This is a genomic window from Cytobacillus sp. FSL R5-0377, from assembly GCF_038004385.1.
In the GTDB taxonomy this organism is placed as follows: Bacteria; Bacillota; Bacilli; order Bacillales; family Cytobacillaceae; genus Cytobacillus.
The window spans coordinates 216,803-240,653 of sequence record NZ_JBBORA010000001.1 but is presented as its reverse complement, the minus strand read 5'-3'; the positions used below and the strand labels follow the sequence as shown (position 1 = coordinate 240,653).

Below are 23,851 nucleotides of genomic sequence, written 5' to 3'. Positions count from 1 at the left end.
AAACAGCCCAATTTATTAAATGGGCTGTTTTTTACATATTACTGAAAAACACTTTTAAAAGCAGGAGGAGATAATTCTACCTCTTCAAAAACTTTAGTCATGGCATTGATATATTCTTCTTTAAATGGCTCTGCTTCCGCCATATCTTTTGAGCCTGCTTTTACAAGCTCGGCTTTTTTAGCATAGTATTGGGATAAGCTATCAATCGCGGCTTCAATATCCTTAGTATAGTCTGTTATTTCCTCCGGTACAGACACGGCTTTCGCTTCCTTTTCGAATGCTGCAGCTGCTTCAGCCGGATCCTGACCTTCAGCAGTTAAGTTGGCATCTGTGCTTCGGATTATTTTTGTCACTTCTCCCTGATAGTTCAGCAGAGCCGAGCGCACTTCTTTGGATTCTTCAGCAGATTCTGTCGCTTCAGCTGCCTCCTTTTCATTTTCTTCCACTTTAGAAGCTTCTTCGTTTGAGCATGCTCCCAGCATTAGTGTCAGTACAGCTGCTGAAAGCAAGAAAGATAATTTCTTCATGCTTTTGTCCTCTCCTTCGATTGTTCAGAGGTAGTTTTGATTGACTTCATATGTAATTACATTGCCAATTAACTGGCAATTAATAATTTACATATTTTTTTGATTTTTTTCAACCCTTTTAATTATGGTTTTCGAAATGTTTTTATGAATTATGCTGTGTAGAACTGAAAAATGTTTAGGCTTTTATGGGAGAGTGCCCATCCGTCAAAAAAAGTTCTGGCATAGGCTATTAAAAATATAAAACTGAGGAGTGTTCCTATGTCACAAAAATCAAATGGGGATGTAAAGCCTAAGCTTTTTCTGAGCGATTCACATCCTGACACTAATCAGGGTACTTACCGTCTCAACTTCCTCCAGGAGATAATAAAAGAGCAGCAGACGGTAAACACCCGATTATCTGATACCTATGAAGAGATGAAGACTCAGCTTGAAGATTCGTTCTTTGATATGAAAAGGCTTGTAAAAAGTGCTGCTGGCAAACACAGTAATCATATTGGGCATCTATCAGCTAAGCTTGAAAAGCAGGATTCTTTTTTGGCCAGTTTTCTGGAAATGCTGCATGAGCGTGAAAAGGAAAATGATTTATTGTATAACAGACTTGCTGCCTTGGAGGGAATAAATAAGGAAATTCTCGAAATTATTGAAAATGAAGAGCCGTTAAAACAGGAGATACTTGAACAAATTTCCTGTCAGGAAGCGGCAACACAGGCACTTTCCCGTAAATTTGATAAGTTCGAGGCATTTTCTGAAGAAGCCGTATCAAATTTTAAAGCTCAGGAAGAAATGAAAGCAGAATTAAGCAAAAGCCTTGATGTCCAGGAAGTATTCCACAATACAGTAATGGAGCGTTTAGACCAGCAGTTCGCATCCTTTTCAGAGGAAGCTGAGAAAAAGCTTAAGTCGCAGGAGCAATTGAAAGAAGAATTAAATATGAAGCTTCTCGAACAGGAACAGGCCAGCAGGTCGATAATGGAACGCTTGCACAGCCAGGAGGCAAACACCGAAAAAATCAGCAGGCAATTAGATCATTTAAAGTCAATTGTTTATGAGCGTGCCTCCCACCTTTCTGAACGCTTTGAAAAAAGCTTAAAACAGCTGGCAAAACCGGTCCACAGCTTCTTTGTCAATCAGGAAGAAAAGGCAAAGGAAGGCAAAAATAAAGAGTAAAGAAAGAGACTGTGATAATAAAGGATTCTCCTGTTGGAGGCAGGTTAATTTAAATAACACAGTAAATAAGAGCATTGGGATGTCTCAATGCTCTTTTACATTAGGTTGAAATCGGCTCTTTATGGATTTAAGGTGATGTACTCCTCGTCTTCAGGATTTAAGTAAGTTATGTTCACTCCCTCTAGTAAATTGTTGTTCTTTAATTCTTCTATGATTGTATGTGTTGCCTTCCCAACATTTACACATGGTTGACAATATTAGCTGTACCACTGCCTATATCTCCACCATCACTAATACAAACCCTCATCATCAGCCTTTATCATTTTAATCAAATCCGGCACTAGCCCGAAACAAAATGATCTTGGATTATTTTAGAGAGCTTTAAATACGCTAGTTAGCACAGGGACTTAGTATTACACCCTGTAGCGGTTCTTTACAGCAAAAAAGACAGACCGATTAATTGCTGATTGGTCTGTCTTTTGACTATCTATCTTGTTTTCTCTCAAAGTGGAGAACCAGGTTAATTGAATAGTGCCTTCTTGTCTAAACTGAGGCATTCGGCTTTCCCAGTATTAATCAAGAATTGTAACTTTAACTGTTTTTCTGCCAAAATTGATGGCATCTTCCTGAGATGGCATAAAGATATCAATCTTGTTGCCTTTAATCGCTCCGCCTGTGTCTCCTGCGACAGCATTACCATACCCTTCAACATGGACTTTAGTTCCGAGCGGTATCACATCCGGATCTACGGAGATTACTTTTTGATCAGGATTTTCTTTTAAATTAATCCCTGTTGCAGTAATGCCTGAGCAGCCTTCACAATCAGCTGTGTAGGCTGTTGCTTCCATATTCAGCACTTTTTGAGATGCTTCGTCATTTGCAGTTTCTGCAGGTTTTTCTGCAGCTGGTTTGGATTCCGCTGCAGGCTTGGCAGGCTCAGCTGCAGGCTTTGATTCCACAGCCGGCTGTGCTGGTTCAGGATTTGACTCTGCCTTTGGCTTTGCTTCTGGAGCCGGTTCTGACTTTTCGGCTGGCTGAGTTTGTTTTGCTGCCGGCTGTTCAGACTTTTGGTTTGAAGCTGATACTGTTTCTGCAGGCTGATCGGACTTTGCCGGAGCAGCTGCAGCATTAACAGCTTTCGCTTCAGGATAAAGAATTAATTCATCGTCCGGACGGATTAAATCAGAGCTCAAGCTGTTCCATTCTTTAATTGCCTCAGCTGTGATATTGTGCTCTCTTGCTATATCCCATAAAGTATCACCTTTTGATACTATGTATTTCTTTTCCGGGTATACATTTAATACCTCCTCCGGATGGATGATATTTGAAGACAGCCCGTTCCATTCTTTTATCATCTCAACTGGTGCATTATATGACTGGGAGAAATCCCATAAAGTATCGCCTTTTTTTACTGTTACTTCTTCTGCTTGTACATTTGCACCTGCTGTTCCTGTAATTGCTGCAGCGGCTACAAAAGTTAAAATAGATTTTTTCATGTGTAAAACCTCCCGTATAGCTCGTTTTTAGCTAACGGGGATAACTATAACATGTAATCTTTACTAAAAAAGAACAAACAGGTAAAAATCCTGTTACGGAGATAACAGCATCATAACAAACATATTTCAAAGCGAAGGGTCTGTTTAAACCTAAAGTGCTGGTTTTCCTTATCTAATGGGATTCCAGCCAATGTTATTCTAATTTATCCATATGCTGGGAAAGTCTATTTTTAAGCAGAAAAGGAATTAATTTCTATTTAGATTTGCCAGGCAAAACAATATTAAATGTCGTACCTTTATTTAATTCGCTCTGGATAAATACTTTTCCATTATGGCTTTCTATTATTTTAAAGCTGACCATCAAGCCTAAGCCATTTCCATTTTTTTTTGTTGTAAAAAAAGGTTCGCCTATACTTTTTAGCTGTTCCTGCGGAATTCCCACACCTGTATCCTGTATAGCAATCTGCACCTCGTTATGTATGAGTGCTGCTCTGATTGTTAATTCTCCCCCTTCAGGCATTGCTTCAATTCCATTTTTGATTAAATTATGGAAGACTTGTTTTAGGCGGTTTTCGTCACATTCGATTTGGATAATATCCTGTACAAATTCGAAACGAATCTTCACCGAGAGGTTTCGGGCTTCAAATTCCAATAAAGAAATGACATTTTTTAAGATATGTATAATATCTTTTTCTTCCAGTTCTGCCGCTTTCGGCTTAGCAAGAACCATAAAATCTTCTGCGATATCATTTACCCGGTTAATTTCATCTAAAATGATTCTTAAGTATTCCTGGCTCTCTTCATTCGTTTCATCCAGCTGAAGGAACTCTGCATATCCTCTCATTGTTGTCAGCGGATTGCGAATTTCATGTGCAACCCCTGCAGCAAGCTGGCCCACTGCTGCAAGTTTATCCTGCCGATGCAGCACTTCCTCTGTTTTCTTCCTCTCTGTTATATCGTTTCTTATGGACAAGTATTGATAAGGTTTTCCGTCTGCGTTTAAGAACGGCACAATTGTTGTATGAACCCAGTAATAAGACCCGTCCTTTGCTTTATTGCGGATTTCCCCCTTCCACACATGGCCACGGACAATTGTTTTCCATAAATTCTTAAAAAATTCTTTAGAGTGCAGATTTGAATTTAATATAGAATGATTACGCCCTGCCAGTTCTTTCCTGCTGTACTGGGAAATTTCACAAAATCTATCATTTACATTAGTTATGATCCCTTTTTCATCAGTTACGGCAACAATAGCAGATTGATCAAGTGCAAATTTAATATCTTTAACCTCTTTCAGGGAACTTTTCAGTTTAGCTTCAGTCGTTTTTAAAGCGGTTATATCTGTCCTGATGGAAACATACTGATAGGGTTTATTTTTATTATTGAGGAAAGGCACTATTGTAGTTTCCACCCAATAAAAGCTTCCATTCTTCGCTTTATTGCGGATTTCCCCCTTCCATATTTCCCCTGATCCAATTGTTTTCCATAGGTTTCGAAAAAATTCCGGCGGATGATAACCTGAATTTAAGATATTATGATTCCTTCCCAGCAATTCATCTTCTTCATATTTCGATATTTCAACAAATTTGTCATTCACATAAGTGATAATCCCCTTTGGATCAGTAATAGCCACAATAGTAGATTCATCCAGTGCAGCCTGAATATCATGCAAGCGGGTGCGGCTTACTTTCAGCCGCTTGGTGACTAGGACTCCGGAAGAAATGAGGCCGCTTAGAATTAGAAATCCCGCAAAGATTAATATCGGATTAAAAGATTCGATTATCTCAGTCATCGCAGGCTTTTAGCCCCCTCATTTTTACTTTATTCAATATGATTGTAATGGAATCAATAATGCCATGGAAGAGGCTGGACGAAATAAAGTCTGCAGTTCGGTTAAAACTGACAGCTTAATAAAAAATTTCAGCCCTCTTTTGTACCTTGAATTATAATTAATGAAATTTTTAAAAAATTTAGCAAAAGCACTTCACTTTTATATAAGTTTGGTATATACTGTACTACAACAGAAGTAAATAATGTAAACTGTATTATAAGAAGGAGGAAATAATGATGATGAAAAGTCCGGTTGAATTCTTCAGAACGCTTCCCAAAAAGGTATGTCCAGAGTGTGGCCAAACAGTAAAGGAACAAGCTGAATCATATTTGATGGAATGTGATCGCTGCTTGTCAAAGAAAATGGAATAGCACACTATTAGAGGAAGGCCACAGGTCCTTCCTCTTTTTAATGAGATTTTTACAACCCCCAGCTGTTACAGTACACGTTAAATTATTTGAAAAGTCTATAAATTAAGTGGAGCTTCCTGTATAATTGTTCCATAATCTCTTTACTTAGAGAATCGAAATAGGAGGGATCATTACATGGTTCAAACAGCAATAACGAGATTAAATCGTCATGAGGTGCCGAAAGAGCGCAAATGGAGCGTGGAGGATTTATTTGCATTGGAGGAAGATTGGCAGCAGGAGATCAGAAGTATTGAAGAGGATCTTGCAGTTTTTGATCAATTCAAAGGAAAATTCCATGAAGGACCGCAGGTATTACTTGCCTGCCTTTCTGCTCAAGAAAAGCTTTCGATCCGTCTTGTTCAGGCCGGTACATATGCAAGCTTACGCCAATCCGAAGACGGCACAAATCCGGACAATCAGGCAAACTCATCATTGATGGCCTCTTTAAGGGCAAAAGCAGCTTCCGCCCTTTCGTTTATTGATTCAGAATTATTGTCTCTGCCTGATGGTACAGTTGAAAGGTACATTAACGAAGAAAGCGGCCTGGAACCGTTCAAAAATGTGCTGACTCAACTACTGGAAACAAAGAGGCACAGGCTTTCTCAGGAAACGGAAGAAGCCCTGGCTGCATTGGGAGAAGTATTTGGTGCTCCTTATAATATCTATCAGTCTGCAAAACTTGCTGACATGCCATTTGCTTCATTTAATGACAGTGAAGGAAACGAGTTGCCAAACTCTTTTGCTCTGTACGAAGATAGCTATGAGTTTTCCCCGGATACCACTGTCAGACGCAATGCCTTTGCCTCGTTTACTGAGTCATTGGAGAACTACAAAAACACATTTGCCTCTGCGTATTCTGCTGAAGTGAAAAAGCAGGTAACATTATCGAGGCTTAGAAAATACAGCTCAGTTACAGAAATGCTTCTTGATTCTCAGCATGTAACAGAGGAAATGTACAACAATCAGCTCGATATTATCCAGAAGGAGCTTGCCCCCCACATGCGCAGATATGCACAGCTGAAGAAAAGGATCCTGGGATTAGATAAAATGCTATTTTGTGACCTGAAGGCTCCTCTTGACACGGAGTTCAATCCGGAAATAACTTTTGAAAAAGCATCCGATGTTATTTTGGAAGCTCTCAATGTGATGGGCCCGGAATATACGGATATTATAAAGAAAGGTCTGACTGAACGCTGGGTTGATTTAGCAGATAACATCGGTAAATCAACTGGCGCATTTTGCTCAAGTCCGTACGGATCCCATCCGTTCATCCTGATTACATGGACGGACACGATGCGCGGTGCTTTTGTTCTGGCTCATGAACTTGGACATGCGGGTCATTTTTATTTGGCCAATAAATATCAGCGCATAATGAATACCCGTCCTTCAACTTATTTTGTCGAGGCACCTTCCACATTAAATGAAATGCTACTTGGGCAGCATTTAATGGCAGGTACTGAAGATAAAAGAATGAAGCGCTGGGTTATTCTGCAGATGCTTGGAACGTATTATCACAACTTTGTCACACATCTTCTCGAAGGAGAGTATCAGCGCAGAGTATATCAGCTGGCTGAAAAGGGTGTTCCTTTAACGGCAAAAACACTCTCTGCCCAAAAATTTGACACACTTTCTGCATTCTGGGGAGATTCGGTTGAATTGGATGAAAAAGCTGCTTTAACCTGGATGAGACAGCCTCATTATTACATGGGACTTTACCCGTATACCTATTCAGCTGGTTTGACTGCTTCAACAGCTATGGCACAAAGCATTCAGGAGGAAGGCCAGCCTGCTGTAAAGCGCTGGCTTGATGTCCTAAAAGCAGGAGGAACGAAGAAGCCTCTTGAACTGCTTAAGAGTGCGGGCATTGATATGTCAAAGCCAGAGCCGATTCGAAAAGCAGTTAGCTATGTTGGAACGCTGGTGGACGAATTGGAAAAGAGTTATAGTTAACAGGAACCCCCTCCGATTTAAGGAGGGGGATTTTTATTTAGCCTCTGGTTGTTTTATTGTGATCTGACAGGGATGTTAAGCGGATTTAAGCTATGGGTTTTCTCTAAAAAAACAAAGCCGTCATACCTTTGAGAAATTTTAGTGGGAACATAATTCCCGTACTGTTCATATTCAGGATTATATACAACTCCGATAGCCCTGTGTCCGAAAGAATCTTTAAATAAATGTTTGTTTTCATCGGTGAACAGCAGTACCTTATCACCAGGACCAGCCTTTTGAAGAGTATCCTCAAAGCTTCCTTCCAGTGCAGGCGGGACCTCCATAACCTGCATTTCACTGCCCCATTGTTCGGCAGCAATAACGGTGCCGGAGTGAGTGCCAAAACCTAATGCAAAAACCTGATCTTCCCCATATTTTTCACGGAGGATCTGCCCAACATTAACAAGCCCTGCCTCTTTCATATCTGTTGCCCTTGCATCACCAATATGAGTGTTGTGTTCCCAAACGATAACCTTTGCATTTTCTCCGTAAAACTGAGACACTTCCTCCAATGCATTTACCATGTGATGATCTCTGATATTCCAATCATCAGGACCGCCTTTTACCATTGCGCGATAATAGTTTTCTGCATTCAGGGCAACAAGGCTATTTACCAATAGGTTCAGTGATTCCTCTTCAAAATGGCTGGTTTCCTCCCACTTATTTTTTATTTTCAGAAAGAGGTCGGCCAACTCTTTTTCGCATGCATCTCCATAAAATTCTGCTGCTACTGCATAATTTTCCGGCTTCCTGTGAAATGGCTCGAAGCAGGCAAATGCCTTTTTAGCAGCTTCCAGTTCGGCAGCCCCCTTCGACTCCAAAAGTTTTATGATCTCATCCATAGATTCCCATAAGCTATATATGTCGATGCCATAAAAACCTGCCATTTGGCTCTGATCTTTAAGGTCCTGGTTATAATCATGCATCCAGGTTATCAGCTGTTTTATTTCCTCATTGGCCCACATCCATGTCGGCCACCTGTTAAAATCTTTCAGTGCATCAAGCGGGTTCATAGGTGCGTAGCCTTTAACATACCTGTTAACAGTAAAGCAGGAAGGCCAGTCCCCTTCTACTGCGATACAATTAAACCCTTTATTTTCAATCAGCCTCTTGGATATCTCAGCTCTTATCGTATAAAATTCTGATGTTCCGTGGGAAGATTCTCCCAATAAAACAAATTTCGCATTCCCGGCCGCTTCAATAATGCGCTCAAACCAGGATGGATCACTAAGAGAGCCAGCTTCCGACTGAATAGCTGAGATCACCTTTTGATTAGCATTCATTTTTTCACCTCAATATAGCCTTGCCCATTGAATTAGGATTATATGGCTGAATATTAGCTCACTGCTGAGAGAAAACTTTAAAGAAAGCTGTTCGAATATCTATAAGAAGGGGTTAGGGAAATATGAAAAAAATGGATGAAAAATACCTCACATCTGCGCCGAAGGAAAATATGGTTACCATTGAAAATGACGGCAAATTTCCAAATCTGAAAAATACAGTCGGGGACTCTGTAAATGGACATGAACAATTGGAGAAGGCAAATGCTATTTTGGGGGCAAAAGAAATCGGCCAGCAAAATGAAAACCTATAAATGGGGAGTGAAAACAAATGGAAACTATAGATCCTAAAGAAGTAAAAGCAGGAGATGAGGTTTATGTCATTTACCATAATCCTCACACTCCCAGTGTAGCAAACGTAAGGCCTGCTGAAATTGTTCCTCATCCAAAGGATCCTAATGCAGTAGCCCTCTTTCTTAATGAGTCGTTCCATTTAATAGAAGAAGATGATGCTCTGTTTACTTCTGAGAAGGATGCAGAAGAGGCATTTCAGGAATTATATGGAGATTACTGAAGCCCAATAAAGAAAGACTGTTATGCAACAACAGTCTTTCTTTATATGCTGATTATAAGATTTGCGGTAATTCCCTCATTTCGGCAGTTGTTTCATCACCGCATAATGGACATCTTAAATCGGAAGAGGCAAAATCTTTTCTCATCCAGCCATTGCAGCTGTTACAGGAAAACACCTCTGTGTCGAGCATTACAACCTCTGGCTTATCATCATGGCCTTTTTTATTGAAAAAAATTGGAAACGCCCCCTTTTTTTCTTAGTATGGACAAGAATCGGGAAAATTATTGAAAATGTTAAAAACAAATATAAAGAGGAGGATTTTTTATGGTCATCCAACAGAAGAAAAAGAACCTTACTGTCGCAGGAACTGATATTGATGAGGTAAAAAGGCTGAATAGCCAGTCTGGATTATCTTATAACGAGGTAAAAAGAAGACTGGCAGAAAATTATTTAAAGAAATGAAACATAATTTAGGGGGCTGCCTCCCTTATTAGTGGCCAAAAATAGGCATGCTTTTGAGGAGAATAGTGTAAAACTGGTTCCCCCTTTAAGTACTTGTCAGGCAAAAATGATGTCATCGTATTTTCGTGTATCGAAACAGATACTTTATGAAGCTGCCATTTGGTATGGTGGATATCCCCGCGATAAACCTTTTCACTTTTTGTTACCCATAGGCAATACCTTTCAGTCAGCCATTCATCAAGGGACCCCGGCTGTGAATTAAATGGGCTGGATTCCGGCTTAGAGTGAGCTTTGAATTGTCCTCTCTCTTGATGTGCACTTTTCCGCATGCTCTCATACTTAATAATCCCCTCTTCCTGATCAACTTGCATTTCGGCATTCATATAGGGAAGGAAATACAGCATTCTGGCCCCTGCTACAGCTAAAAAATTGTCGGCATCCAAACTGAAAAAATACACCCCTTTCCTTCCCCCATACTCTACATAAGTTCTTACATTTAATTCATTCATTGTTTTCATCATTGGCAGCGGCGGCAAGCCGCGGACTCTCATTCTGCTTATCCAGAAAGGAACTATTCCGATCCAGGCATGTCCGTTAAATGTATCTAACGTTAGCTGAGAAGGAATGTGTTTTTTCATTATTTTTGCAGGCACAGGCCAATGAGCAAACAGGACATCATTCCATATTTGCTCCATCACCCAGGGTTTATCAGGCAGCGGAAATGGTCTATGCCCTGTTATCTGTAATTCTTCCTTCATGCTTTTACCGCCTTTCATCTTTTTTATGGCTCTTTTCTAAAACATTGATGTTTTTTGATTATAAATTCTGCCCGTTGATTGCAGCGAAAGGCACGCAGTGGACCCGCGGGGAGGTATGCGAGCCTCCTCGGTTTCGCCTGCGGGGTCTCACACTTCCCTCTCCTCCCTCAGGACATTGAATGAGCTTCCTCGAATAGACACCGCACGAAGAAAATGCGTCAGCATTTTCGAGGATCAAGTACCCCAGCGAAGATCAACTCAGCATATTAAACTAGATTATGAAAAGGCAACAATCTTTTCGAAAACAGCCTTTTTTATTAACGATTATTCCTTCAAAATGCAGGCATTAAACTCAGGAGGTATAAATGCATTTCAAATAGTCTATAGTTCTAAGCTTTTGCATTGCCTTGTATTTATTAAGAGAGGTGATGGTCATGAATAGGCATCTAGCAGTACCCTATCTGAGAACGCTCAGTCTGTCTCCGGAAAATCAGGAGTCTCCCATTCATTTTCTGGAGAATTGGAAAACCCCTCAGGATTACTTCTATCTAAGAAACCATTTTCCATACCCGCTAGTTAATGCTCAGAATGCAGCTTTGTCCATTACCGGGAACGTTCAGAAACCGATGGTAATATCATTTCATGAACTTACCCGCTTTCCTTCCAAAGAAATGTTGGTCACGCTGGAATGTGCCGGCAATAATAGAGCGAAATTTAAGCCAAAGGTTTTTGGTGAGCAATGGGAAGAAGGAGCAGTCAGTCAGGGGAAATGGAAAGGAGTGCCTTTGAAAGAGCTGCTGGATAAAGCGGGACTTTTGGATGGGAGTAAAGAAGCTGTATTTGTGGGAAAGGATTTCGGTGTGCGAAAAGATTTTAAAGATTCCTTTTACTATGCAAGAAGCTTACCAATTGAAAAGGCACTTCATGAAGATACGCTCGTAGCTTATGAATATAACGGCAAGCACATACCTTATAAGCATGGTTTTCCTTTTAGGCTAATCATCCCTCAATGGTACGGAATGGCTTCCGTTAAGTGGCTCAGTAATATTTTTATTATTCAGCATACATTTAATGGCCCTTTTCAAACAAAAGATTACGTTTACTATCCTAATAAAGATAATGACTTTGATAAAAAGCCTGTTACCGCCATAAATGTTAACAGCACAATTCAGTATCCCTTGGATTATTCCATTGTTGATGAAGGATTGCATGTTATAAAAGGTATTGCCTGGACTGGAACTGGCACAATTACTGAAGTGGCAATAAGCTTTGATCACGGGGAAACATGGAGAAAAGCGACGCTTAAATACAGAGAAAACGAAAAATATTCCTGGGTGAGGTGGTATTTTAATTGGGAGGCAAATAAAGGTGCATATACTATTCTTGTGCGGGCCGCTGATTCAGAGGGGAATATTCAGCCCAAAAATCCTTACTGGAACAGAATGGGATATGGATATAATGGTGTTCAAAAAATAAAAGTTCAAGTGAAATAATCCGTTTTTCTATACAAAATCCCATATATACAAAAAGAGAAGATGTTTTACATCTTCTCAGCTTGTGGAGAAAGGTATGATTTTTCCACAAGCTTTTTTTATTTTCTCAATTACTGACTTAAAAATAGGCTTTTTTTATGGAAAAACAATAGATCGCCACAATTATCCTAGCTTGGCTAGGTGAGTGGCGATCTTTTTCATATTCTGGCACGCTGCGGTGAGTAATACTTGCTCACTCGCATTGTGCAATCCCCGTAACCGGCAATAGCGAAGCCCATGCAGTTCTTTTGAATCTGCGAAGCTTCGCTCAACTTTCTCTTTTCTATATTTATAAAGAATTTTTCCGGAGAGGGAGAGTCTGTTTAGGCGCACTTTCTCTTTAAATTCTTCCCACACATGGCGTGTTAGGACCTTTTGTTTGTTCTTTGACCTTGTGCACTCCTTCAGGAGTGGGCATTCTGAACACTTTTTAGAATCAGACTTGTACTCTCTGTACCCTTCTCTTGTTGTTGTGCGATAAACTAGCTTCTGGCCATTTGGACAAACATAGATATCTTGTTCTTTATGATAGGTAAACTTCCATTTTGGAAATAATCCTTTGGTCGGCTGATATCTCCGATGGGCAATTACACCAAAAATGCTTCTGTCGTGAAGCCCTTTACAAATGGGATTCGTTAAATAACCTGAGTCGAGTGCCACTGCTTCTACTTTAAATCCAAAACGATCGATCTGACGATCCAATCTAGAAAGATAAGGGATAGAGTCATGGACATTTCCAGGAGTAACATAGGCATCCGTTATGATATTGAACTTCATATCCGTTGTTCGGTGGTCTAAGTAACAGAACATTTCCTGCTTATTTTCCCTGGACATGAATCCGCAATCTGGATCGGTTGTACTTTTTCGGATTTCCTTGGTCTCTGTCACCTCCTCTCTTTCTTTTAGCGCTTTTTTCCGTGGTTTGACCTGTCTTCCTCAATAGCTTTATTAAGTTCATCTATATATTCCCGAGTTTCAATTTCTACTTCTTCACGAGTGAATTTGTGCTTGTTTGCATTCGCTTTAAGGTGAGTGGAGTCAGTAAATAAAACTCTTCCACCGACCATTTTATGACTAATGGCTTGATGGACAATTTCATCAAAGATCTCTTGAAAAATATTTGTATCTTTAAAACGAGTTCGCCGGTTCCAACTGATGGTTGAATGGTCCGGAACAGGATCATTGAGCTTCAAGCCAAGGAACCATCGGTACGCCACATTCATCTGTACTTCCCGTTCTAATTGTCGTTCTGAACGGATGCCATAAAAGTAACCAATGAACATCATCTTAAAAAGCATAATGGGGTCCGAAGGACGCCCGTTATTCTCTGAATAGAAGGGACGGACTTTCTCCCCGATAAAAGAAAAATCTATGTACTTATCAACTTTTCTTAAAAGATGATCTTCAGGGACTAAATCTTCAATAAAAACAAATTCCGCTTCATTTTGTGATTCTCTTTTCGGTTTGAACATGCCATCCACCATCCTAAGTAAAATTAATTATATTATATCAAATTAACGCGGTGAATTAATAAGGTTAATGATAAAAATAAAAGCTGTCGAGAGTTTCTCGACAGCCTGAGAAGATGTTTTACATCTTCTCTTTTCCAATTCAATTAGCGGTGCAGATTAATTTTCTTCATCCGTCCTCTTTCCTGCTTCGGGTTCACCAGGTGTCTGATTGCCTGTTGTAGCCTGATAACCCACCCGGTAAGAAGAAGTCCTCTTTTTTCGAAGAACTTCCGGCATTTTGTACTGACTCAGATCATCTTGAGCATCTCTCGGCGTCAAAGAAATGCCTCCTTTCTATTCTTCATCATACCCTTTACGGGGAATGGAAATATCCACCCCAACTACATCCTCAATTACCGCATCCGCCTGGCCTTCCATATAGGTGTCACTTACCTGCTCATGAGTTGTTGCGAGTCCGGATGAAAGCTGATCATTTCTTTTATAATCCTCAGCCTCATAATATCTGCCTGCAATATTTGTTCCATCGTTATTGTCTTTTTTAGTCATGCAAGATCCCTCCTTCTAAAATAAGAACTGTCCTTATTTTGGACATTAAACCGATTATCATACGATTCAAATTAAACTGATTGCCAGAAAACAAAAAATCTGCCCTTATAAAGGCAGATTTTAAGCAATTTTATTTTACATGGTCATTATCCATTAATATCCCCAGCCGACGTAAGCAGCACCTACAATGATTAGAAGTATAAACAGGACAACGATTAAAGCAAAACCGCCGCCGCATCCTGCACCTGCACCCATTCCAACACCTCCTGACATCTAGTGACAGTGTATGAACATGATGTTTGTCCCGAATGGGCAGTTGTAACAGAGGAATAAAATAAAACCGAAAATCTTTTACTTTGCGGAATGAAGAAATGATTTGGGAAGAACGTTAAATAGCTGAAATTGTGAACAAAAATGGGAGATTTATCATGCAAACAAATTTGGAATGAAAAAAACTCTTTACTGCAAACGGATTCATGTTAAAATGGACATATACCAAGTTAGATGTCTGACGTCTATTCACAAACCTCTTTCTGCAGAGGTCTATATTTTTGATGTTTCGTAAAAACGTTTTCATTAATCTAAAATCAACAAATGAGGTGTCAACATGAATTTTATCTGGGGTTTATTCGGTATTTTTACTGTACTGGGTATTGCTTTTCTACTTTCATCAAATCGTAAAGCGATTAATCTGCGTACAATTCTTGGCGGTCTTGCCATACAGTTTGCCTTTGCTTTTGCTGTACTAAAATGGGATCTTGGGAAAAAGGCACTGGAAAAATTAACTTTTGCAGTAAATGATATTGTAAGTTACGCCAATGAAGGTGTTAACTTTCTATTCGGAGGATTATTCCAGGAAGGTTCAGGTGTTGGGTTTGTATTTGCATTTCAGGTCCTGACAGTTGTCATTTTCTTCTCTTCCCTTATCTCTGTTCTATACTATACAGGGATCATGCAAATCATTATTAAGGTGATTGGCGGAGCCCTTGCTAAGCTGCTTGGGACAAGCAAGGCAGAATCCATTTCTGCAGCTGCCAATATTTTTGTCGGACAGACTGAGGCGCCTCTAATCGTTCGCCCTTTCATCAGCAAAATGACAAAGTCGGAATTATTCGCTATCATGACCGGCGGTTTAGCTTCCGTAGCCGGTTCTGTTCTGATTGGATATTCACTGCTTGGTGTTCCGTTGGAATACTTGCTTGCAGCAAGCTTTATGGCAGCTCCTGCCGGACTTGTTATGGCTAAAATGATGATGCCTGAAACTGAGAAATCTGAAACAACTGATGATATCAGCATTGAAAAGGATACACAATCTGTCAATATCGTAGATGCTGCTGCCCGTGGTGCAAGTGATGGTTTAATGCTTGCCTTAAATATCGGTGCCATGCTTCTCGCTTTCATCGCGCTGGTTGCTCTAATTAATGGCATTATCGGTTTTGCAGGCGGACTTTTTGGACTGGAAAACCTGACACTTGAAATGATCCTTGGCTTTATTTTCTCCCCAATTGCATTTGCAGTTGGAGTTCCATGGGCAGAAGCTGTACAAGCTGGCGGATATATCGGCCAAAAGCTTGTTTTGAATGAATTTGTTGCATACTCAGCATTTGCTCCTGAAATCAGCAATCTTTCTCCTAAGACTGTTGCAGTAGTAAGCTTCGCGCTTTGCGGATTTGCGAATGTCTCCTCTATGGCCATCCTGCTTGGAGGTCTCGGCAATCTGGCGCCTGACCGCAGGAATGATATTGCCAAGCTGGGAATCCGCGCTGTAATTGCTGGAGCGCTTGCTTCTCTATTAAGTGCAGCGATTGCAGGAATGTTAATTTAATAGTCTGATAGCATACTGGATAAAATCAGTATGCTATTTTTTTGGTATAAGGCGAGAATTGTCGAACATTATCTGAAAATTACTTTAATTCAGAGTTGATTTTATATTTTTATTAATGTTAAAGTAGTGATGTAAGCGTTATCAATAGTATTCTTCTAAAGTTTTGCAGCATGAAATACATAGACTACTATTTTGAGGAGGAATTATATGAGTCAGTTAACTGCAGGGTTAAAAGAAAAGGTAGAAAAGTTCTTAAGCGGAAAGAAGAAATTATATATCAATGGTGAATTTGTTGAAAGCAAATCACAGAAAACATTCGATACGTACAATCCGGCTACAGGAGAAGTTCTTGCTTCTGTTTATGAAGCTGGTGCAGAAGATATTGACCTGGCAGTAAAAGCAGCCCGAAAGGCTTTTGATGAAGGCAAATGGTCTAAAATGAGCGCTTCTAAGCGCAGCCGTCTGATGTACAAGCTTGCTGATCTTATGGAAGAAAACAGTGAAGAATTAGCACAGCTTGAGACACTGGATAATGGTAAGCCAATCCGTGAAACAACAAATGCTGATATTCCTCTGGCTATTGAGCATATGCGCTACTATGCAGGCTGGTCTACGAAGATTGTCGGACAGACTATTCCTGTCAGCGGGCCATTCTTCAACTATACCCGCCATGAAGCTGTTGGGGTTGTGGGACAAATCATCCCTTGGAACTTCCCTCTTCTTATGGCAATGTGGAAGCTGGGTGCTGCCCTTGCAACGGGATGTACGGTTGTTCTTAAACCAGCTGAGCAGACACCACTTTCTGCTTTATATCTTGCCGAATTAATGGATGAAGCCGGCTTCCCTCCTGGAGTTGTTAATATCGTTCCAGGCTTCGGAGAAACAGCAGGCCAGCCGCTTGTTGATCACCCGTTAGTAGATAAGATTGCATTTACTGGTTCTACTGAAGTCGGAAAACTGATCATGTCCAATGCTTCTAAAACATTAAAGCGTGTTACGCTAGAGCTTGGCGGTAAGTCTCCAAACATTATCCTGCCAGATGCTGATTTATCAAAGGCAATCCCTGGAGCTCTTAACGGTGTTATGTTCAACCAGGGACAGGTTTGCTGTGCCGGCTCCCGTGTTTTCATTCAAAAGAAGCAGTTTGACAATGTTGTAGCTGACATGGCTTCACATGCTAAGAAAATCAAGCAAGGTGCCGGACTTCATGCTGACACAGAAATTGGACCACTTGTGTCTGCTGAGCAGCAAAACAGAGTTCTCGGATACATTGAAAAAGGCCTGAGTGAAGGTGCTCAGCTTGTAGCCGGAGGAGATAAGCCGCAGGAGCAAGGCTACTTCGTCTCCCCTACTATCTTTGCTGATGTTAATGATGACATGACAATTGCAAAAGAAGAAATCTTTGGACCGGTCATTTCGGCTATGCCTTATGATGATATTGACGAATTAATTAACCGTGCCAATAACAGCGAATATGGTTTAGCTGCAGGAGTTTGGACTCGTGATGTGGCAAATGCACACTATGTAGCAAATAAACTCCGCGCTGGTACAGTTTGGGTGAACTGCTACAACGCGTTTGATGCTGCTTCTCCATTTGGCGGATACAAACAATCCGGTATTGGCCGTGAAATGGGATCATACGCTCTGGATAACTATACAGAAGTAAAGAGTGTTTGGATCTCAATGAAATAATAGCTGATTCAAAAAAGGAACCCCGCGGGGTTCCTTTTTTAATTGCATCTCCTTTTCCCTTTAATAAGTATAAGTTCACAGATTATCCATAGGATTTTTGATGGATATTATTTATCCTTATATTAGGAGGGGAAATAATGAAAAAAGTTTACATGGTTTCCGCTATTATCGTAATATTAGGCATTGCTGCAGGCATTTCTTTTTTTCTTATACGTGATATGACAGCAAAAATACCTGATCATATCACTCTTTTAACAGATGATGAAAAGGCATTCAACTTTGCAGAATCTGAGGATAAACTGAAGCTTGTTGAATTTATTTATACCCACTGTCCGGATATATGTCCGACAACTACCCAAAGAATGAATCTCCTGAAAAGTGATCTTATTAATGAGGGGGTATTCGGGGAGAAAGTGCAATTCATTACAGTAACGATCGACCCTTATAGGGACACCACAGATGTTTTAAAAAAATATAGAAAAGCCTTTGAAATCGAAAATGATGAAAATTGGCTCTTTCTTACTGCCAATCCAGATACACTAAAAAAAGATCAGGCAGAAATTAAAGAGCTCGCAAACACTTTCCAATTTCAATATCGTGATCCCGGTGACGGTTTCTATGTTCATAGCACTTTTGTGTATTTGCTTGACGAAAATAATAAATTTATCAAGAAATTCCCTATGGGAGAAGATTTTAACAGGAAAGAAGTTTTCAAAAAAATCATGAAGCAAATATAGAAAAAATGGCGGATTTTAGATCCGCCATTTTTTTAAACCTAGTTCGCAGAAGAAGATAAATTTTTGTTTTGGTCAATGAGCATTAAAGTTTTGGATCTTGGCTTTGAAAAGCTTACTTTAATACCGGATTTCTTTAATCGGTTTACTAAATCAACCAGCTGTTTTTTAGCCATCTAAAAAACTCCTTTTTCCCTGCCTGTATGTTTATTATTGTACATGAAATTTATGAAAAAACTATGAACAAAAAGAAACATTTTATGATATTTGGGTGTTTTTTCAAGGTTTTAGCAAAAGTGTATGCCTGGCTTTTTCTTCGGCGAGAGATGTTTTATGATAAGAACCTTCTGCCCAGTCGGTCATCTGATCGTGGTACCACTGACTTAAAGGATGCCCTGATTGCCCTGGTCCCACCAGGTGAAAGGCAGTACTCATATTTTGTGTATCAATCACAAATCTCCAGGATCCTCCATGATTCACAGTGCCATCATCTTTATTGGCTGCTGCCTGGACAGTGACTGAGCTGCCGCCAACAGGAATCCGGCCCTCTCTATTAAACAAGTAGTTTAAAGGTTTGACACTTGAAAGAGGATGGGAAAAAGCTAATTGATGATAGTTACCCCATTTCCACTTAGACGGGCTGTTACCTTGCAGCTTTACGGCTTCCTTAACCGCATTACTCAATGATAGAGACAGGACTTTCTTAAGTCCCCCCTTCTCTTCAATCCAGATGCTTTCCCTGCCATTTGCTTCATTTCTCAATAATTCATCCACTGCCTGTTTTTGCCCTTTAAAGAGCTTCCTCATGTCCGATGAAATCTCTTTTTCAAAAAGAATATCGGATATGCTTTTCATCCAAAGATTGAAAATGAGAGGGGCTGCTTCATCCTTGCTGTCATAATAATCCCATTTACTGAGGATGAATAAAGCCTCTTCTTCAATAGCTGTTGAGGGTTCTTTCAATACAGAAAGAAACATCGGGATAAATTCCTCTGCCTGCAGGTTTTTCAGATCCATTTGCAGAGCCATCATGTCTTCAGCTGAAAGATCATCTTTGCTTTTTAGATATTCCTGAATGCGCATTTGCCGAAATGGCTGGGCCCAATCATGACTGATATGGTAAGGATAGCTGTCACCCGTAACCTTATTGTTTGCCGTTGAGATAAATCCTTCTTTGGGATTGATCACTTTAGGCAGCTGATCATAGGGGATATAGCCTTTCCATCCATATTCATCCGTCCAGCCAGGCACTGGAAGTAATCCGTCTCCTTTCTTTCTGATGGGGATTTTACCATTGGCTTTATACGCTATTGTTCCATCCGGTGAAGCAAAAACAAAGTTTTGGGCGGGAGTATGAAAATTCTCCAAAGCTTCCTCAAACTGATTCCAGTCTGAGGCTTTGTTCATTTTCAGAATAGCTTCGAGCTCTTTTGAAGGCTGAAGTGCCGTCCATTGCAAAGAAAGTACGGTATCCTTGCCGCTGTCTGCAGCAAATTCTGAAATGACAGGTCCATGGCGGGTAATCGTTACTTTGTACCTGATTGTCTCATTTCCTTTTACCTTAATTGGTTCTTGTATTACTTCAGCCTTTTCCCATTTTCCATTAAAAAGAAACTCATTTTTATTGTCAGGATTCCTTTTTTCAATATATAAATCCTGAACATCAGGTCCTGTATTGGTAACTCCCCATGAAATATCTTTATTGTGGCCTAGGATGATACCTGGAATGCCGGCAAAAATAACGCCGCTGACGTTCATTTCCGGGGACTGCAGATGCATTTGATACCAAATGGAAGGTGTGCTGAGTGATAAATGAGGGTCGTCCGCCAAAATTGGCTTTCCGGATGCCGTTTTACTGCCGGCTGCCACCCAGTTATTGCTTCCGTTGAATTCTGGAGGTGTGGTGACAGATGCAAAGCTTTCTTCGATATTTAAATTTTGTTTTCCAATTATGTAAGGGGCTTCTTCCGGATAGGAGGGAAATAATTCATATGCTTTATCTTCCGGAAAATGCTGAAGGAGATAATAGCGGAATGCCTGGCTCTCCCAATGTCCGCCAAGATCATATGCCATGTATTTGCCAATAGTGAGCGAATCCACTGGAGTCCATGGTTCGGGATTATAGCCAAGTATGGAAAATTCAACAGGTAATTTTCCGTTTTCGGCAGCTTCATTAATAAAAAGGTTAACTCCTTCCGCATACCAGCTTAAAATCTTTTTGGCATCGGGAGAGTATGCCTCATAGGATGCTTCTGCAGCTCTTCTAAGCCCAAGGGTCCTGAAGTATTTATCATTATCTACTGTAGCCTCTCCGATTACTTCGCTCAGCCTTCCCGATGCCTGGCGCCTGCTTAAATCCATCTGAAAAAGGCGATCCTGAGCCTGCACATACCCCTGTGCAATAAAAAGATCCCTTTCATTTGCAGCAAGTATGTGCGGGACCCCGTTGTCATCGCGATTGACTGTTACTTGATTAGAAATAGAACCTATTCTGATTTCACCCTCTATCTTAGGCAGAGAACGGGACAAGAACCCATAGGTAATGAAAAAGGCTGCAGCCAATACAACGAATATGATTGCAATGCTCCACAGCGAGTATTTCTTCCACTTTGATTTTGGCTGGTGCTGGACACTGATTTTGCCTTCCATATACATTCCTTCCCTTTTATTAAATTTTTACTTCGAACCGGCCGGAAAGCTTTTGCTCACCAGCTTCATTTTTTACTGATACTTCTCCTGTCACTCTTTTTTCGTCCTCCTCCCATCTTTCGCCGGTCAATTTGCCTTCAATTGTCAGCTTCTCGCCGGGGCGTGTCATTTTGCTGAAGCGCACTTTAAATTTTCTCAGGTCTTTTCTTGGAAACCACTCAGCCAGTGCTTCACCTGCCATTCCCATGATGAGCATCCCATGGGCAATGACTCCATCCAATCCCGCTTTTTCTCCTACCGGAACTACTGTATGAATCGGATTAAAATCTCCGGATGCCCCGGCATACTTGACTAGCTGTGTATGTGTGATTATGGGTTTTTGAATTTTTTTAAGCTCACTCATTTTTGTTTTCCCCTCTTTCTATAATGGTAGATTCTGAATATAGAACATCCCTTCCATCACTGTTTTTGTAATGAATACCGATTGTGATAAACCGAAGCTTCCTTTTTTCAAAAGAAGATATTAATTGAGGGGTCGCAGTTACTGTATCGCCAGCATACATTTCCCCTAAATAGCGGTATTCCTGACCGCCGTGCAGCACCTTAAGCGGGTCCAGTCCGAAAAGCTCAATTAAGGTTTCGAAGTCTAAGCCTCCCCACATCTCGATGGCTGTCGGAAATGTAGGAGGAATGGGAATATCCCGGTACCCCTCTTTTCTGGCAGCGCCGGCATCATAATAAATAGGATTGCTGTCTCCAATGGCAATTGCAAATTCCCTGATTTTCCCCCTTTCAATTGTGAAACTGAAAGGCTTTAACTTTACATCAGTTTTTAAAAGAGATTCCATAAATAATGCACGTCCTCTCGTTTTTTATAATCTTTATGTATTCGACTTTTTTCATCGGCTTCCTGTTAATTCTCAAAACTTTATTTAAGTCGTTACGCGATATTAGGAAGAAGGATTCGCGATTACGCGCTGAAAGTGGTATAATTTTAAGGATTATGTATTTGGAGGAATAAAAATAATATGATAACTGTCAGTAATGTAGGTCTTCGATACGGTGACCGCAAACTTTTCGAAGATGTTAATATTAAATTCACACCTGGGAATTGCTATGGCTTGATTGGAGCAAATGGTGCAGGCAAATCAACTTTTCTTAAAATTTTATCAGGTGAGATTGAGGCGCAATCAGGCAGTGTTCACTTAGGACCTGGTGAGCGTCTGGCTGTCCTGAAGCAGAACCATTTTGAATACGAGGAGTTTGAAGTATTAAAAGTAGTCATTATGGGACATGCCCGCCTTTATGAAGTAATGCAGGAGAAAGATGCCATTTATATGAAGGCTGACTTCACTGATGAAGATGGCATGAAAGCTGCCGAACTTGAAGGTGAATTTGCAGAGTTAAATGGATGGGAAGCAGAATCTGAAGCAGCTATTTTGCTGAAGGGACTTGGAATCGAAGAAGAGCTTCATGACAAAAAAATGGCTGATATTTCCGGTTCTGAAAAAGTAAAGGTTTTACTTGCACAGGCCCTTTTTGGCAAGCCGGATGTTCTTTTGCTGGATGAGCCGACTAACCACTTGGATATCAAAGCAATCCAATGGCTTGAAGAATTTTTAATCAACTTTGAGAATACGGTTATTGTTGTATCCCATGACCGTCATTTCTTAAACAAAGTATGTACCCATATTGCGGATCTTGACTTTGGAAAGATCCAAATCTATGTGGGTAACTATGACTTCTGGTATGAGTCAAGCCAGCTAGCACAAAGGATGGCTCAGGATGCCAATAAGAAAAAGGAAGAAAAAATCAAGGAGCTGCAAAGCTTTATTGCCCGCTTTAGTGCAAACGCGTCAAAATCCAAGCAGGCAACTTCACGTAAAAAGCTTCTTGACAAGATTTCATTGGATGACATTAAACCGTCCTCCAGAAAATATCCATATGTCGGCTTTTCACCTGACCGTGAGATCGGGAATGACCTGCTCCGGGTGGATGGAATCAGCAAGACGATTGATGGCGTTAAAGTCTTGAATAATGTCAGCTTCATCATGAATAAAGATGATAAAATTGCGCTAGTTGGCACGAACGAATTAGCGAAAACTACCCTATTTAAAATATTGACTGGTGAAATGGAGCCTGATGAAGGCACATATAAGTGGGGTGTTACTACCTCCCAGTCCTATTTCCCGAAAGATAACTCGGAGTTTTTCGAGAACTCTGATCTGAACCTTGTTGATTGGCTGCGCCAATTCTCACCTGCTGATGACAGTGAAAGCTTCCTGAGGGGTTTCCTTGGAAGAATGCTGTTTTCCGGTGAGGAAGTTCTAAAAAAAGCAAGCGTACTTTCCGGTGGAGAAAAAGTCCGCTGCATGCTTTCTAAAATGATGCTTAGCGGTGCAAATGTGCTTCTTCTCGATGAGCCGACCAACCACCTTGATTTGGAATCCATTACGGCATTGAATAATGGACTGATTAATTTCAAAGGCTCTTTGATTTTTGCATCACATGACCATCAATTCATTCAAACCATTGCCAACCGCATTATTGAAATTACACCTGCTGGCATTGTCGATAAGCAAATGACTTATGATGAGTATTTAGAAGACTCAGCCATTCAGAAACAAGTAGCTGAAATGTATCAGTAAACTGTAAAAGCAGGAGGAATAGCCTCCTGCTTTTAAGTTTGTCAAAAGTCCTGTTTTTTGTTTTTATGGCGTGCAGAGGAAGCCTTTCTGCTGCCTGTTTCCATATTGGTTGTCCCCTGCCCTTCAACGTTTGGAGAACTCAATCCAGCATTTGAAGGGTCTTTTTTTCGTTTGCTCATCGTTAAACACCTCCTTTCTTACTTTTTCGTGTTCAGGCGATTTTTATCCATGGAATAAAAATCGGGTGCAAAAGCCAATC

At 40.5% G+C, this 23,851-nt stretch carries 25 protein-coding genes and 1 pseudogene; 11 read left to right on the top strand and 15 right to left on the bottom strand.

Features of this window, described 5'->3' with window-relative positions:
* Positions 1-38: 38 nt before the first annotated feature.
* A complete protein-coding gene (locus NSQ49_RS01215) occupies positions 39-527 on the bottom strand; it encodes a hypothetical protein (RefSeq protein ID WP_159871322.1) in 489 nt (162 codons plus the stop codon).
* Positions 528-785: 258 nt separating this feature from the next.
* Here NSQ49_RS01215 and NSQ49_RS01210 point away from each other — a divergent pair, with 258 nt between their 5' ends.
* A complete protein-coding gene (locus NSQ49_RS01210; RefSeq protein ID WP_251284909.1) occupies positions 786-1,694 on the top strand; it encodes a hypothetical protein in 909 nt (302 codons plus the stop codon).
* Positions 1,695-2,266: 572 nt separating this feature from the next.
* Here the strand turns inward: NSQ49_RS01210 and NSQ49_RS01205 are convergent.
* Together NSQ49_RS01205 and NSQ49_RS01200 are read right to left on the bottom strand one after the other, a co-directional pair.
* Complete coding sequence (locus NSQ49_RS01205; RefSeq protein ID WP_251284910.1) at positions 2,267-3,190, bottom strand: LysM peptidoglycan-binding domain-containing protein; 924 nt, start codon at positions 3,188-3,190, stop codon at positions 2,267-2,269.
* A 253-nt stretch (positions 3,191-3,443) separates the two neighbouring features.
* A pseudogene (locus NSQ49_RS01200) lies at positions 3,444-4,952 on the bottom strand (PAS domain S-box protein); the annotation flags it as partial.
* A gap of 305 nt (positions 4,953-5,257) precedes the next feature.
* Between NSQ49_RS01200 and yhfH the strand changes: the two are divergent.
* A complete protein-coding gene (gene yhfH, locus NSQ49_RS01195; protein ID WP_159871356.1) occupies positions 5,258-5,392 on the top strand; it encodes a protein YhfH in 135 nt (44 codons plus the stop codon).
* A 174-nt stretch (positions 5,393-5,566) separates the two neighbouring features.
* Complete coding sequence (gene pepF / locus NSQ49_RS01190) at positions 5,567-7,381, top strand: oligoendopeptidase F (RefSeq protein WP_251284912.1); 1,815 nt, start codon at positions 5,567-5,569, stop codon at positions 7,379-7,381.
* Positions 7,382-7,434: 53 nt separating this feature from the next.
* On the opposite strand, the gene NSQ49_RS01185 is transcribed toward pepF, so the two are convergent.
* Complete coding sequence (locus NSQ49_RS01185; protein ID WP_251284913.1) at positions 7,435-8,703, bottom strand: erythromycin esterase family protein; 1,269 nt, start codon at positions 8,701-8,703, stop codon at positions 7,435-7,437.
* Between the two features lie 122 nt (positions 8,704-8,825).
* Here NSQ49_RS01185 and NSQ49_RS01180 point away from each other — a divergent pair, with 122 nt between their 5' ends.
* A complete protein-coding gene (locus NSQ49_RS01180; protein ID WP_159871312.1) occupies positions 8,826-9,014 on the top strand; it encodes a hypothetical protein in 189 nt (62 codons plus the stop codon).
* 17 nt (positions 9,015-9,031) lie between these two features.
* Entirely contained in the window at positions 9,032-9,274 is a 243-nt protein-coding gene (locus NSQ49_RS01175; protein ID WP_159871310.1) for a transcriptional regulator SplA domain-containing protein, read from the top strand.
* Positions 9,275-9,326: 52 nt separating this feature from the next.
* On the opposite strand, the gene NSQ49_RS01170 is transcribed toward NSQ49_RS01175, so the two are convergent.
* Entirely contained in the window at positions 9,327-9,509 is a 183-nt protein-coding gene (locus NSQ49_RS01170) for a cold-inducible protein YdjO-related protein (RefSeq protein ID WP_311315980.1), read from the bottom strand.
* A gap of 89 nt (positions 9,510-9,598) precedes the next feature.
* Between NSQ49_RS01170 and NSQ49_RS01165 the strand changes: the two genes are divergently transcribed.
* Positions 9,599-9,736: a hypothetical protein gene (locus tag NSQ49_RS01165; protein ID WP_201306625.1), complete on the top strand. Its 138-nt coding sequence runs from the start codon at positions 9,599-9,601 to the stop codon at positions 9,734-9,736.
* 8 nt (positions 9,737-9,744) lie between these two features.
* Here NSQ49_RS01165 and NSQ49_RS01160 read toward each other — a convergent pair whose 3' ends face one another.
* Positions 9,745-10,494, bottom strand: coding sequence for a YqjF family protein (locus tag NSQ49_RS01160; RefSeq protein WP_251284914.1), 750 nt, complete (start codon positions 10,492-10,494; stop codon positions 9,745-9,747).
* Positions 10,495-10,928: 434 nt separating this feature from the next.
* On the opposite strand from NSQ49_RS01160, the gene NSQ49_RS01155 reads away from it, so the two are divergent.
* Entirely contained in the window at positions 10,929-11,987 is a 1,059-nt protein-coding gene (locus NSQ49_RS01155; RefSeq protein WP_159871306.1) for a sulfite oxidase, read from the top strand.
* A 162-nt stretch (positions 11,988-12,149) separates the two neighbouring features.
* Here the strand turns inward: NSQ49_RS01155 and NSQ49_RS01150 are convergent.
* The 4 genes from NSQ49_RS01150 to NSQ49_RS01135 all read right to left on the bottom strand — a co-directional run bounded on the left by NSQ49_RS01150 (position 12,150) and on the right by NSQ49_RS01135 (position 14,299).
* Positions 12,150-13,498 (bottom strand): IS1182 family transposase gene (locus NSQ49_RS01150; RefSeq protein WP_159871978.1). Its coding sequence is split into 2 segments (ribosomal slippage): positions 12,150-12,934 and positions 12,934-13,498, totalling 1,350 coding nucleotides; the frame shifts between segments, so codons are not numbered across the junction.
* 156 nt (positions 13,499-13,654) lie between these two features.
* A complete protein-coding gene (locus tag NSQ49_RS01145) occupies positions 13,655-13,816 on the bottom strand; it encodes a hypothetical protein (RefSeq protein WP_201306581.1) in 162 nt (53 codons plus the stop codon).
* A 15-nt stretch (positions 13,817-13,831) separates the two neighbouring features.
* A complete protein-coding gene (locus tag NSQ49_RS01140) occupies positions 13,832-14,044 on the bottom strand; it encodes a YozQ family protein (protein WP_159868409.1) in 213 nt (70 codons plus the stop codon).
* 153 nt (positions 14,045-14,197) lie between these two features.
* On the bottom strand, positions 14,198-14,299 hold the full coding sequence (locus tag NSQ49_RS01135) for a YjcZ family sporulation protein (RefSeq protein WP_197207005.1): 102 nt from the start codon (positions 14,297-14,299) through the stop codon (positions 14,198-14,200).
* 352 nt (positions 14,300-14,651) lie between these two features.
* Between NSQ49_RS01135 and NSQ49_RS01130 the strand changes: the two genes are divergently transcribed.
* The 3 genes from NSQ49_RS01130 to NSQ49_RS01120 all read left to right on the top strand — a co-directional run bounded on the left by NSQ49_RS01130 (position 14,652) and on the right by NSQ49_RS01120 (position 18,298).
* Entirely contained in the window at positions 14,652-15,869 is a 1,218-nt protein-coding gene (locus NSQ49_RS01130; protein WP_251283043.1) for a NupC/NupG family nucleoside CNT transporter, read from the top strand.
* A gap of 207 nt (positions 15,870-16,076) precedes the next feature.
* Positions 16,077-17,561: an aldehyde dehydrogenase family protein gene (locus NSQ49_RS01125; RefSeq protein WP_159868400.1), complete on the top strand. Its 1,485-nt coding sequence runs from the start codon at positions 16,077-16,079 to the stop codon at positions 17,559-17,561.
* 137 nt (positions 17,562-17,698) lie between these two features.
* Entirely contained in the window at positions 17,699-18,298 is a 600-nt protein-coding gene (locus tag NSQ49_RS01120; protein ID WP_159868397.1) for an SCO family protein, read from the top strand.
* A 38-nt stretch (positions 18,299-18,336) separates the two neighbouring features.
* Here NSQ49_RS01120 and NSQ49_RS01115 read toward each other — a convergent pair whose 3' ends face one another.
* From NSQ49_RS01115 to NSQ49_RS01100, 4 genes are all read right to left on the bottom strand, one after another.
* A complete protein-coding gene (locus NSQ49_RS01115; protein ID WP_268891678.1) occupies positions 18,337-18,471 on the bottom strand; it encodes a hypothetical protein in 135 nt (44 codons plus the stop codon).
* A gap of 103 nt (positions 18,472-18,574) precedes the next feature.
* Positions 18,575-20,944 (bottom strand): penicillin acylase family protein, encoded by a 2,370-nt coding sequence (locus NSQ49_RS01110; RefSeq protein ID WP_251283042.1) that lies wholly within the window; start codon positions 20,942-20,944, stop codon positions 18,575-18,577.
* Between the two features lie 19 nt (positions 20,945-20,963).
* Positions 20,964-21,347, bottom strand: coding sequence for a MaoC/PaaZ C-terminal domain-containing protein (locus NSQ49_RS01105; RefSeq protein WP_159868391.1), 384 nt, complete (start codon positions 21,345-21,347; stop codon positions 20,964-20,966).
* On the bottom strand, positions 21,340-21,792 hold the full coding sequence (locus NSQ49_RS01100; RefSeq protein WP_159868388.1) for a MaoC family dehydratase N-terminal domain-containing protein: 453 nt from the start codon (positions 21,790-21,792) through the stop codon (positions 21,340-21,342). Before NSQ49_RS01100 ends, NSQ49_RS01105 begins: the two co-directional genes overlap by 8 nt.
* Before the next feature lie 180 nt (positions 21,793-21,972).
* Between NSQ49_RS01100 and NSQ49_RS01095 the strand changes: the two genes are divergently transcribed.
* The gene (locus tag NSQ49_RS01095) at positions 21,973-23,592 is read left to right on the top strand and encodes an ABC-F family ATP-binding cassette domain-containing protein (protein ID WP_159868385.1); all 1,620 of its coding nucleotides are present in this window, start codon (positions 21,973-21,975) and stop codon (positions 23,590-23,592) included.
* A gap of 41 nt (positions 23,593-23,633) precedes the next feature.
* Here NSQ49_RS01095 and NSQ49_RS01090 read toward each other — a convergent pair whose 3' ends face one another.
* Entirely contained in the window at positions 23,634-23,771 is a 138-nt protein-coding gene (locus NSQ49_RS01090; protein ID WP_159868382.1) for a YuzL family protein, read from the bottom strand.
* Positions 23,772-23,851: the final 80 nt, after the last annotated feature.

Coding starts and splice junctions, on each gene's coding strand:
- NSQ49_RS01215 (WP_159871322.1), bottom strand. CDS start 527: ATGAAGAAATTATCTTTCTTGCTTTCAGCAGCTGTACTGACACTAATG.
- NSQ49_RS01210 (WP_251284909.1), top strand. CDS start 786: ATGTCACAAAAATCAAATGGGGATGTAAAGCCTAAGCTTTTTCTGAGC.
- NSQ49_RS01205 (WP_251284910.1), bottom strand. CDS start 3,190: ATGAAAAAATCTATTTTAACTTTTGTAGCCGCTGCAGCAATTACAGGA.
- yhfH (WP_159871356.1), top strand. CDS start 5,258: ATGATGAAAAGTCCGGTTGAATTCTTCAGAACGCTTCCCAAAAAGGTA.
- pepF (WP_251284912.1), top strand. CDS start 5,567: ATGGTTCAAACAGCAATAACGAGATTAAATCGTCATGAGGTGCCGAAA.
- NSQ49_RS01185 (WP_251284913.1), bottom strand. CDS start 8,703: ATGAATGCTAATCAAAAGGTGATCTCAGCTATTCAGTCGGAAGCTGGC.
- NSQ49_RS01180 (WP_159871312.1), top strand. CDS start 8,826: ATGAAAAAAATGGATGAAAAATACCTCACATCTGCGCCGAAGGAAAAT.
- NSQ49_RS01175 (WP_159871310.1), top strand. CDS start 9,032: ATGGAAACTATAGATCCTAAAGAAGTAAAAGCAGGAGATGAGGTTTAT.
- NSQ49_RS01165 (WP_201306625.1), top strand. CDS start 9,599: ATGGTCATCCAACAGAAGAAAAAGAACCTTACTGTCGCAGGAACTGAT.
- NSQ49_RS01160 (WP_251284914.1), bottom strand. CDS start 10,494: ATGAAGGAAGAATTACAGATAACAGGGCATAGACCATTTCCGCTGCCT.
- NSQ49_RS01155 (WP_159871306.1), top strand. CDS start 10,929: ATGAATAGGCATCTAGCAGTACCCTATCTGAGAACGCTCAGTCTGTCT.
- NSQ49_RS01140 (WP_159868409.1), bottom strand. CDS start 14,044: ATGACTAAAAAAGACAATAACGATGGAACAAATATTGCAGGCAGATAT.
- NSQ49_RS01135 (WP_197207005.1), bottom strand. CDS start 14,299: ATGGGTGCAGGTGCAGGATGCGGCGGCGGTTTTGCTTTAATCGTTGTC.
- NSQ49_RS01130 (WP_251283043.1), top strand. CDS start 14,652: ATGAATTTTATCTGGGGTTTATTCGGTATTTTTACTGTACTGGGTATT.
- NSQ49_RS01125 (WP_159868400.1), top strand. CDS start 16,077: ATGAGTCAGTTAACTGCAGGGTTAAAAGAAAAGGTAGAAAAGTTCTTA.
- NSQ49_RS01120 (WP_159868397.1), top strand. CDS start 17,699: ATGAAAAAAGTTTACATGGTTTCCGCTATTATCGTAATATTAGGCATT.
- NSQ49_RS01115 (WP_268891678.1), bottom strand. CDS start 18,471: ATGGCTAAAAAACAGCTGGTTGATTTAGTAAACCGATTAAAGAAATCC.
- NSQ49_RS01110 (WP_251283042.1), bottom strand. CDS start 20,944: ATGGAAGGCAAAATCAGTGTCCAGCACCAGCCAAAATCAAAGTGGAAG.
- NSQ49_RS01105 (WP_159868391.1), bottom strand. CDS start 21,347: ATGAGTGAGCTTAAAAAAATTCAAAAACCCATAATCACACATACACAG.
- NSQ49_RS01100 (WP_159868388.1), bottom strand. CDS start 21,792: ATGGAATCTCTTTTAAAAACTGATGTAAAGTTAAAGCCTTTCAGTTTC.
- NSQ49_RS01095 (WP_159868385.1), top strand. CDS start 21,973: ATGATAACTGTCAGTAATGTAGGTCTTCGATACGGTGACCGCAAACTT.
- NSQ49_RS01090 (WP_159868382.1), bottom strand. CDS start 23,771: ATGAGCAAACGAAAAAAAGACCCTTCAAATGCTGGATTGAGTTCTCCA.